Origin of the sequence: Pseudomonas sp. 5Ae-yellow (assembly GCF_014077575.1) — a bacterium.
Taxonomy (GTDB): Bacteria; Pseudomonadota; Gammaproteobacteria; order Pseudomonadales; family Pseudomonadaceae; genus Halopseudomonas; species Halopseudomonas neustonica.
The window spans coordinates 1-10,734 of record NZ_JACGWE010000063.1 but is presented as its reverse complement, the minus strand read 5'-3'; the positions used below and the strand labels follow the sequence as shown (position 1 = coordinate 10,734).

Below are 10,734 nucleotides of genomic sequence, written 5' to 3'. Positions count from 1 at the left end.
AAGCGCTTCGATTTCAAATGTCCTATCGAAGTCATGAGCGAAGTGATGCAGAAAGCCTTGGCTATGCAATATGATGCTCCTGCGTCAATTCAATAACCGTGTTGCACTCAGCTCCTGCAACCGCCCCCTTTATTCAATTTCGCTGCTAGTCCCCCCCCTCAGTGAACAACAAAAAATCGCCACCATCCTGTCATCCGTCGATAACGTCATCGAAACAACACGCGCTCAGATCGACAAGCTGAAAGACCTGAAAACCGGCATGATGCAGGAGTTGTTGACCAAAGGGATTGGGCTTGGCGGCGTTCCGCATACGGAGTTCAAGGATTCGCCTGTAGGGTGGATACCGGCTGGTTGGGATGTTGGTGCGCTTGAATCCCTCGAGATTAGTGTTCTTGACGGGGATCGAGGCAAAGAATATCCAAAGGAGACAGACTTTCACACATTAGAATATTGTTTATTTCTTTCAGCGAAAAATGTTACTAAGAGTGGATTTTCTTTTTCTGAACTTTCTTTCATTACTAAAGAAAAGGATGCGGTACTGCGTAAAGGAAAACTTAGCAGGGGTGATATTGTAATTACTACAAGAGGAACTGTTGGTAATATATCTTACTACGACGCTTCCGTTCCTTATGAGAATATTCGGATAAACTCTGGAATGGCAATCATTCGAAATAAATCTAGCGACATGGATAAGCAATTTCTGAATATTTTAATGAATTCCCCAATGCTCGGTGAGCAAATCAAGCTACTAACATTTGGTAGTGCACAACCGCAGTTGACAATTGGTATTATCAAAGAGCTTCAGATACCAAAACCTTGTCTTCAAGAACAAGTAGCGATCACGACAGCTTTAGAGTCCGTAAGCACCAGGCTTAAACTTGCAAATCAAAAGCAGTTGGCTCTTAACACGTTAAAAAAAGCCCTAATGCAAGACCTCCTAACTGGCAAAGTCCGCGTCAAAATAGAAGATAACGAAAAGGAGCCAGCGGTTGCCTGAGTAAGGCTTCCCGATACCTATGGCATTTCAGGATGAAATCGAAAAGGTTGAACAACCCGCGATTGAGCAGCTGCGAAAGCTCGGATGGAGCTACATTCCCGGTATCTCACTAGCCCCCCTCCTGCCCGTGGATGGCTTACCCCTGGGCGAGCGCGGCTACTATCGCGATGTGGTGTTGGTTAATCGTCTTGAATTGGCTATCAAGCGACTAAACCCATGGATCAGCGATGAAAACTGCCGCAAGGTGATGCGCGAGTTCACGCACCCTCTGCATGCCGGGCTGATGGAATACAACCACTCCATCTATCAGATGCTGGTTAACTACATGTCGGTAGAACAGGATCTGGGCAAGGGTCGGAAAGGCCAGACTGTCAGGGTCATCGACTTCGATAATCCTGCCAAAAATGAGTTTCTCTGCACCAACCAGTTCAAGGTAGAGGGCGCTAACCAAAACACTATCCCTGATATCGTTTGCTTCGTGAACGGCTTGCCGCTGGCCGTTATCGAGTGTAAGTCCCCTTACCTCTCTAGCCCGATGGCAGAGGGTATTGATCAGCTGCGCCGTTATGCCAACTTGCGTCAGCCGGAAACAGATGAAGGGTCGCAACGCTTGTTCTGGTACAACCAGCTAATGGTCTCTACCTGCCGTGACCAAGCCCGGGTGGGAACTATCAGCTCCACGGCCCAGCATTACGGTGATTGGAAAGATGCGTATCCGTTCACTGATGCGGATATCCGCACGCTTCTGAATAAACTGATCTCAGACCTCGATGCAGTTGACGGCAAGACTGCTAGGGATGTGCCGTCTGCTGAATATCTGGTTGAAGCCAAACAGCTGGCATACGGTACTGATGAGGTCGTGGAGGCCAAGAGCTCGCTACCCCATGTCGACGTTCCGCAACCAGAAGCTGAAATCAACGCACAGCAGCGGCTGTTGGCCGGCATGTTTAAACCGGCCACCTTCCTGGACCTCATACAGAATTTCATCCTGTATGAACCGGTTGACGGTCGATTGATCAAGAAGGTGGCCAGGTACCAGCAATACAGAGCAGTGAACAAAGTTATAGAGCGCCTGAAGGCGGGCAAGAACCGAAAAGAGAAGTCTGGGGTTGTCTGGCATACCCAAGGGTCCGGTAAATCCCTGACCATGGTCATGCTGGCGGTGAAGATGCGCCGCGACGCTGAGCTTCAGCAATACAAGCTGGTTTTCATCACCGACCGTACACAACTGGACACTCAGCTCTCCACTACCTTTCGCGATGCCCAAAATGAAACAATCTACAACGCAGGGTCTGTGTCGGAACTGAAAGACCTTTTGAGAAAAGATGCGTCCGACATCGTCACCGCCATGGTGCAGAAGTTTCAGGATGCCGAAAAGGAAAGCGACTTCACTGATCTGAATCCCAGCGACAAGATTATTGTGCTGGCTGACGAGGCGCATCGCACTCAGTTTGGCAATCTGGCCATGACCATCGATGCGGCGTTACCCAACGCCCCAAAAATCGGCTTCACCGGTACACCTCTGCTTAAAACCCAGAAGATGAGCCAGGCCTTTGGCGGGTACATTGATGAGTACAAGATTAACCAGGCGGTAGAGGACGGCGCCACCGTGCGGCTGCTATATCAGGGGCGGCAGGCTCGCGTGGACGTAGCAGGTGAATCACTCGATAGCTTGTTCGACGCGTACTTTAAGGAGTACAGCGACGAGGACAGGGCCGAGATCAAAAGAAAGTACGGTGTCGAGAAAGCGGTACGTGAAGCGCCTGCTAGGGTTCGCCGCATCTGTATGGACTTGCTGGAGCATTATCGATCTCATATCCAACCCGATGGCTTCAAGGCCATGATCGTAGTGGGTAGTCGACATGCTGCCACGGTCTACAAGAAAGCCTTGGATGAACTGGAGGCCCCACCCTCCCATGTTATTATTTCCGGCAACCACAACGATCCGCAGTACCTGGCGCAGTTTGCCGATAAGACGGTGCACAAGAATGCTATCGATGACTTCAAATCGTCATTTAAGGATAAGCCGCAGTCGCCCGCGTTCCTCATAGTCAAAGACATGTTGCTCACAGGATTTGACGCGCCGATCTGCCAGGTAATGTATATCGACCGCAAGCTACAGGACCACACACTGATGCAGGCCATAGCCAGGGTTAACCGTACCTACCCCGGTAAATCGGCAGGCTTCATCGTTGATTACTATGGTCTGAGTCAGTACCTGACCGACGCATTGGATCTGTTCAGCGCCGACGACGTGGAAGGCACCATTCATGAGTTAAAGGACGAAATCCCCCGATTGCGTGCAACGCATACCCGCGTGGCCCAGTTTTTTACCTCCAGCGTCTCAAAGGACGTCGACGACCTTGTTCTCCTACTCAAGGACGAAGAAAAACGAGCGCAGTTTGATCTGGCGTTCAAGCGCTTTGCCAAACAGATGAACGTGGTGATGCCGGACAAGGCAGCCCTGCCCTTCACCGCTGATCTCAAACTGTGGGGTAAGGTCAATCACAGCGCTCGTCTGAAATATCATGACCAGCAGCTGACGCTTGGTGCAGAAATCGGTGAGAAGGTACGCCGATTGGTCGATGAGCATATTTTCAGTACCGGGGTTGATCCAAAGATCCCTCCAGTCGATTTAATGGCGGCCAACTTCAAAGAGCACGTTCAGGAGATCAAGTCCCCCGAGTCGCGGGCATCGGAAATTGAAAGCGCCATCAAAGATCACATCAACGTCAATCTGGATCAGGATCCCGAGTACTACAAGTCCTTGAGTTTGCGCTTGCGAGACATTATCCAGAAGTCAGAAGGCGACTGGGATAAACAGTTAGGCTTACTAATGGCATTGGTAGATAACATCGAGCATAGCCATCAGAAAGCAGCCCAGGATATCGGCCTGTCTGAGACCGAATACGCTTTCTACGGCATATTGGTTGCTGAGGTCGCTCGCGCCACAGGAGAGGATGTGCTCAACGAAGAAACGCATGAGCAGATCAAATTGACTGTCCGAGAGCTGGTGGAAATGTTCGAGGACGCCACCCAGATTGTGGATCTGTTCAAGAAAGATGATGAGATTAAGCGCATGAAGAAGGCGATCAAGCACACCGTGCTGGATCAGCCTTTCGGTAACGTCGATATAGTGAAGGCGTTGCAGGAGCGATTCTTGGATCTGGCAAGGAGCCGGTTCGCCTGATGTCGTCGGAATTGAACGGGGCAGAATACATCGATGGCGGACGGTTCATCGTTGAAGTTATTCGCTCATCTCGTCGCAAGACCGCCCAGATAAAGGTCGAGTCCACCATGGTGTCGGTGGTAGCGCCCAAGACTACCCCTGTTGAGCAGCTGGAACGAGTGATCCAGAACAAGCGCTCCTGGATCTTGCAGAAGGTTGCCGCTCAGCGGGAAGCGATGCCTGTTAATCAGCGTCAGTTCATCTCAGGGGAGTCGATCCCCTATCTGGGACGTAACTACCGGCTTAAAGTCGAACAGGGCCCCTACGCTCCCCCCAAGCTTGTTCACGGGCGTTTGCATATCCAGACACCTGACGGATTAGATAACCCGTATTTGATCCGTAATGCGCTCATACGCTGGTACAAGCGCAATGCTCTAAATCGCCTGGAGCAAAAGACGAAGCGCTATTCGGCCATTATCGGGGTCGAGCCCACCACGGTTTCAGTGCGTGAATTCAAGAGCCGCTGGGGCTCCTGCACCTCAAAAAAAGAGCTGCAATATAACTGGCGAATCATCATGGCACCCAACCGCATGTGCGATTACGTTGTTATCCACGAGCTATGCCATTTGATCCACCATGACCACTCTCAAAAATTCTGGCAGCACGTGGAGCGCATCATGCCTGAGTACGCAGAATGCCGTGAATGGCTCAAGCAGCATGCTGAGCAGTTGCAGTTTTAATGGTTATCCCATAATTAAAATCAAAGGAATGTGTAATGACGCTGGTTCGAGATGCACGGACGCTAAAATCGAAGGCCATAAGCTCTCTGCGCACTGGGATGCAGTCCTTCAACAGTTTCGATGAAGATGGGCGCGTTACCACTGTCCTGCTCCATCTTCAGCATGCCTGCGAAATGCTGCTTAAAGCTGTCTTGGTGCAAAACAAAGCCAAGGTTTTTGACAAGCTAACAGGCCGCTCGATCTCCTTCGAAAAGTGCCTGGGGCTTTGTCTCGCTCATCAGGGACTGACCGCTGAGGAAGCTGGAGTGATGCGAGCAGTCGATAGTTTGCGCGACGCGGCACAGCATTGGTACGTGGTAGTTTCTGAGGACCTCCTATACCTCAATACCAGAGCCCTGATTACAGCCTTTGATGCCTATTTAAAAAGATCCCTTGAAGATGACCTAGTAAGCCATATTCCCCCAAGGGTACTTCCTGTTTCGTCCATGCCCCCAGGCGATTTTGAATTTCTAGTCGATAGAGAATATAGCCTGGTTGCTGAGTTATTGGAGCCTGGCCGGCGTCAACGGGATGAGGCACGTGCTCGTATTCGGTCACTCCTTGCTATGGAGTCCATCGCTGTTGATGAGGTAGGAATATCTGAGCGGGATATAGATCGTATCGAGAAAGCCGTCCGTGCAGGGCAGGAGATGCACGACGTGTTTCCCAGGTTGTCCACGGTGGGCACCAGGACTGATGGAGAGGGGGTCAACCTGGTTGTCCATTTCACTAAAAAGGAAGGGGCTCCGGTCCGTTACATCGGAGGTGACGACCCTGGTGATGCGGCGGCCGTTCGTGATCTGGATCTTCAGAAAAAGTTTTATCTAGGCGCTTCTGATCTAGCGGTAAAAGTAGGCCTTACTCAGCCCAAGGCAAAAGCCCTGAGAGCACATCTAATGATCGATGAGGACAGAAACTGCCGACACGTATTCGAGTTTGGAACAACACGAATTTCACGCTTCTCAGACAATGCCTATACGAGAATGCGAGATGCTCTGGTGAACGTCGATATTGAAGAAATCTGGCGAAATAGGGCAAGGCAGCCAACTGCTGTTGGGCTTCTGATTGGCTAGCCGCCAGATTCCTCTCTTTTAAATCGTTTCAGAGCTACATCCCTATCCTTTGTGCTGAGCTATGCATGAACGATATCAAATTGCGGCTCGCCATCTATAAACCGTCCTCTGGCCGGAAATCTGGATTCAAAATTTCCACGAATTGCTTTCAGTTCGTGTCTAGTCGCAACCTGATCATCCCAGCCCGGCAAAAAGCTGAATCCCATAACCAAGGCTCGGTGCTTGAAACGTTTGTACAGCGGAAGATTGCCCTGATGTGCAGCGAGCAAAAGCGCTTCCCTAAGGATGTCCTTTTGAGTTTCGCCAGAGCGATATAGAGCCAAATCGGCTGCGCGCTCGTAATGCACCAATGCTTGCTCCAGTTGGTTGGCCAGAATATGCCAGCGGCCCTCCATCCACTCCAAGTAATAAACGCTAACCTTATCTGGCTCGTGGATTTTGACCTTATGGTGGAACTGATCTAGTGCATATCGTGAGCTTCCTTGGTCACCTACGGTCTTTGATGTTGTGCGTTTCAGCCGCTCTTGCAACAGTAAGCCACGCTCAACCAACTCAGGCTTGGCTTTAGCAGCGTCGATATTGAGGTTTGAAAGGAAATGCCCAATGTCCTGTGGCGGAACACCACTCAACACCTCGGTTAGAATTATGCTTCGCAAATCTGCATAGGGCTTGGCGGCATCATCGAAAACAGTGAGGGCTCTGGCTACAATCATCCACTCTGTAAAAACGCCAATCAATTTTTTCCTGTGTGGGAAAGCCCCGCACAATCGTTGACGAAGCAAGTGAACGGTTCGAAGCGCGGGTAATTGAAGCCCCTGGCGCCAACGGTTCAAGGCCTCCCGACCGTTTTTATTTTCCCCTGTAGAGTCGTCGTAAAGTCGATACCCTAGGGTGTTATCCTCGATTCCCAATTCGTCTTCCAGCCAACAGAAAACAGTTGAGACTGGGTGCTTATCTGAGTCGAGCAAGGACACTAGGGAGGGGCCTGAGACCGCTTTGTGCATATTCAAAAGAAATGAAGCGATTGGGGGCACGAACAGCTTCTCAATCAGCGCCGGCATGCTCTGCTGACGGCTGAGGGCGTCTAGAGCGATCCCTTTAATAATTGCTATGTAATCGTTCTGGACCGCGCCTACCGAAGCAAGGACGTAGTCAGCGAAATCATCGGTGCTTTTTGCACGCAGTGGCGACTCGATAAGCTCGGTTCGTAGCAGCTCCAACAACTGCCAGTCAAAATCCCCTTCCCTCGCCAATCGGTCCAACTGCCGGTTGCTCGCTTTGGTGTCCAGTGCTTTCGCCAGCAGTCGATAGCACTCTCCCAACCTAGGGTATGGTGGAAGCGAAGTAGCATTATCTTCACTCATTGGCTGTCTCCAGTTCATTCCTTGTGAATGCCTGCGTCCTTGCAGGCTGCATCAAAACCCAATTAATTTTTTGGACCTTGGCCCCTGTTTCCTCCTGATTTTCCACCCGTTACTTTGCTTGGCCAGTTCCCACCTGGAAAACTATTCGCTGTCCCCTTGCCAGAATGACTCCCTGTGCTTCCGGTACCTGTTGCCTTGCCACTGGTGGTCTTGGACATGGCGCGAACAGCTGTATTTTGAGGTTTATGCATGATGTATCTCCGGCTATGTAGCGATATTGCTACGACGCAGACTCTACAAAATCACCGGAAGACTAACCGCGCTCGACTGGTCAATTTTTTTTCGCCTCAAGATTGCCTCTCATCGGTCGGCCATCGACAAGAGATATTCCTTCCCATGCATCGTCGGAGTCACCGTGAACTTGTTTATCTAGGAAACGGCGACGATTCGTATACTGAACAAGCTCCGATCCATCTTCGCTTGGGGTCGCTAAAAATAACCAGTTCTCGAAAGCATCAATTTCGCTGGCTTGGGCTACCAGCTCCATTAACATCGGCGAGTCAGCTGGTAGTACCAACCAGATACGGTTGAAGCTCCGTTCGTACGACTGTGCAAGCTTCAAAAGCTGATCTGCCGCTTTAGCTTCGTTCAAAGAGGAGTCGCCAAGTCTTGGAATCACAGCCATCTGCTGGTCATTATCGATCAGCAAAATGAACTGGCCCAGCGACCTGAACTTATGCACCAAAATCATTTCGTCGGTTGAACTGCCAAAAAAAGGGGGGCCGGCCTGAATAGCGAGCTTTATGGAAAGCGCTCGATGCTCTGATACCCGATGTCGGGCTTTAGACCTCGCTGAAAATTGAGCTTGGCCCGGCCCTTGGGAGCTAAGGGCGATGTCTTCAGCAAGTTTTTTTAGCGTTATTTGATTGGATAGCACAGCCTCTAGCTGCGCTCTGGCTTTAGAAAGATCCAGCTTGCTGAGACGCTCGAGCATTTCGATATGGGCGTATCCACAGGTGATGTCGTCTGAGGTTACCGGTTGACTCACAAATCGGTCTAGGAACGCCCCTGCATCGAGCATGCGTTTGACAACCTTAGCGTCATATTCAACGTTTTTAGCTTCTTCGCGAATTACATCATAAATGCTCGCATTGCCTTCATAGGCGTCGATTCGTGGGCTAATGGTTTTATATAAGCTGTACCAGTGCTGCCTTGCTTTCCGTCCCACGTTTAGCGCTCCTGACCTTTTCGGATAGATTAAACCATTTGGTACTCCTCACAAAATGGTTGACGTGCTACCAAAGGATCGTTATAAATACAGATCCTTAATTTAGTGAAGTGTACCAAATGAAGCTTGATGCCCTCAGCTCGACAGCCACCCGCCATGTTGCCCGGCGAGTTCATCGCGGTCGAAAAGCGTATGTCATGAAATCCGTCAAAAACGGATTGGAGATTCGGCTGGAGTCTCGAGACGAGTTGGCACTGGCTAAGGTTCTTGATCTTGACCCGCGTGGTAGCCAGCTGTATGCCCAATCGGAAACGTTTGACCTTATTAGCGGGGACGTTTATCACGCTCTGCCCGATAACAAGCATCTAGATAGCCGTTACTACACTCCAGACCTGATTGATGTGATCTTCGACGTCAAGTGTGTTTTCGAGGTGAAGCCACTGCGGTTTCTTCCTGCTCACCAGGAGCTATTTGATGCGGTTGGAAATTTCTGTCGGCGCAAGGGCATGCGATTTATCGTTATCAGTAAAGAAAGTTTGGGGGGCACCTTACTTGGCAATGTGGCTTTGCTGCATCAATTCGCACGTCAGTGCAAAGAGGTCCTACCCCTATGGGCTGGGGCAGTTGACGCCCTTTCAGTTAAGAGCGGCCATGTAAATGACGTTCTGAGCTGTTTGGCTCCTGCCAACCATTACCTGATTGCCGCTCTTCTACAGGGCGTTCTCAAAACCGATCTGCACAAGATCAACCTCGCTTCGATGGATTTTTCCGTAGAGCCGGCTCACGGCGATCTAACGGCATTGGAATTTGTCAAATATGATTAGCCCCATCCGTGAGTCGGCAGTTATCGAAATGAGTGGGGCAACTTTCGTTATCAAGTCTATGAATGCGGATCTTCAGGACATTGTGCTTCGGGGTAAGGGTGGTGTGGAGCGCACTGTCGATTACTCGCAGTTCTACAACGGGCTTGCCGCAGGAACCATCCGTATTCCAGGCCACTCGCCCCAGCGCACGCAAAAATCATGGCGCCCTAGAGAGTATGCTGAGGCCGTTTTTCGAAGCGACCTCGTCAAGCTTTTTGAATCAGATCGATACTACAAAGCTGGAATTGAAGAGCAAAAAACCTTAAGTGAAACTTTAGCTAGGCAGCACGGTAAAAAAGTACCCAGTGCAAAAACGATCAAGAGTTACCAGAGGAAATACGCCAGGGGTGGTTTTGATTCCCTGTTACCGGATTTCAGCAGCCGTGGGGGGGCTGGATGGGCAAACAAACTTGAGCAGAAGCTTCTCGCAAAAGAGATGATTCTTCAGATCTATGCTACGGACGACAAGATCAATATCACCTCGATTACTTTGCTGATTAATGACAAATTGAGGGATCACCTTGATGTTAACGGGAAGCCTCAACGGATCAGTAGTAAGACCGTTTCCAGAATCATCCACGAATTGCCGCGAGAGCTTGTGCTGTGCGGGCGAGTAGATGCAAAAACTTATCGCTTAGCGTCTCGCCAGGCGGTGAATGCATTTAATGTTGAATATGCGTTTCAGCTGATGCAGGTAGATGCAAAAACAATTGACCAATATGTCATTGATGAGTTTGGCAACAGGTACACTCAAATTACGTTGTATTCGATGGTTTGTAGCCGAACGGGATATCCCGTGGGTATTTTTGTCACCCCTGGCGCACCCAGTGAGTACACCTTGCTCAAGTTGTTTGAGTTCTTCTTTTCTCCCAAAGATGACGATTTCAAAGCTCGATTCGGAATCGACTCCCAATGGCCGGCTCCGTGTGGCATCGCTCAGGTATTGCTCGACAATGCCTCAGAAAATGCGGGGGGCGTTGCGTTAGAGATCGTGCGTGACCTGGGCATCGAAATTCATTACGCACGGGCAAATCGTGGTGACGACAAACCTTTTGTTGAGTCGTTGTTCAAAACGTTGGAGCAGCGTCTGTTTAAAAGGATGCCGGGTGCAAAAAAGAGTTCTGAGCCGCTGGCGGGGGTGTCATAAATTTTGTGTTTGGGCATAACATGTTGCAGCAGAGGACGCATGTATGCCGACCAAGAAGAAGCCGGGGCGTGAAGCCCCGCGAGACCTACCCGCAATTCCCAACGAACTGATAGA

Annotated in this window: 8 protein-coding genes; 6 read left to right on the top strand and 2 right to left on the bottom strand. The window is 50.3% G+C overall.

The features are described 5' to 3' along the window. The first annotated feature begins 70 nt into the window (after nucleotides 1-70). Genes H4J77_RS18410 through H4J77_RS18395 form a run of 4 tightly spaced genes read left to right on the top strand, consistent with a single transcriptional unit; the run spans nucleotide 71 to nucleotide 6,018 of the window. Nucleotides 71-997: a restriction endonuclease subunit S gene (locus H4J77_RS18410; protein ID WP_182249883.1), complete on the top strand. Its 927-nt coding sequence runs from the start codon at nucleotides 71-73 to the stop codon at nucleotides 995-997. Nucleotides 998-1,016: 19 nt separating this feature from the next. Beyond that, nucleotides 1,017-4,187, top strand: coding sequence for a type I restriction endonuclease subunit R (locus H4J77_RS18405; RefSeq protein ID WP_182249881.1), 3,171 nt, complete (start codon nucleotides 1,017-1,019; stop codon nucleotides 4,185-4,187). Next, nucleotides 4,187-4,906, top strand: coding sequence for a M48 family metallopeptidase (locus H4J77_RS18400; RefSeq protein WP_182249879.1), 720 nt, complete (start codon nucleotides 4,187-4,189; stop codon nucleotides 4,904-4,906). The genes H4J77_RS18405 and H4J77_RS18400 overlap by 1 nt, the downstream gene beginning before the upstream one ends. A 35-nt stretch (nucleotides 4,907-4,941) precedes the next feature. Beyond that, nucleotides 4,942-6,018, top strand: a complete 1,077-nt coding sequence (locus tag H4J77_RS18395; protein WP_182249877.1) for a hypothetical protein — start codon at nucleotides 4,942-4,944, stop codon at nucleotides 6,016-6,018. Nucleotides 6,019-6,077: 59 nt separating this feature from the next. Here the strand turns inward: H4J77_RS18395 and H4J77_RS18390 are convergent, their stop codons facing one another. Next, a complete protein-coding gene (locus H4J77_RS18390) occupies nucleotides 6,078-7,382 on the bottom strand; it encodes a hypothetical protein (RefSeq protein WP_182249875.1) in 1,305 nt (434 codons plus the stop codon). Between the two features lie 331 nt (nucleotides 7,383-7,713). Continuing rightward, a complete protein-coding gene (locus H4J77_RS18385) occupies nucleotides 7,714-8,610 on the bottom strand; it encodes a hypothetical protein (RefSeq protein WP_182249873.1) in 897 nt (298 codons plus the stop codon). Nucleotides 8,611-8,729: 119 nt separating this feature from the next. Between H4J77_RS18385 and H4J77_RS18380 the strand changes: the two genes are divergently transcribed. Both H4J77_RS18380 and H4J77_RS18375 read left to right on the top strand, forming a co-directional pair. Then, on the top strand, nucleotides 8,730-9,434 hold the full coding sequence (locus H4J77_RS18380) for a hypothetical protein (RefSeq protein ID WP_259364922.1): 705 nt from the start codon (nucleotides 8,730-8,732) through the stop codon (nucleotides 9,432-9,434). Further along, entirely contained in the window at nucleotides 9,427-10,620 is a 1,194-nt protein-coding gene (locus H4J77_RS18375) for a hypothetical protein (protein WP_182249871.1), read from the top strand. Before H4J77_RS18380 ends, H4J77_RS18375 begins: the two co-directional genes overlap by 8 nt. Nucleotides 10,621-10,734 lie beyond the last annotated feature (114 nt).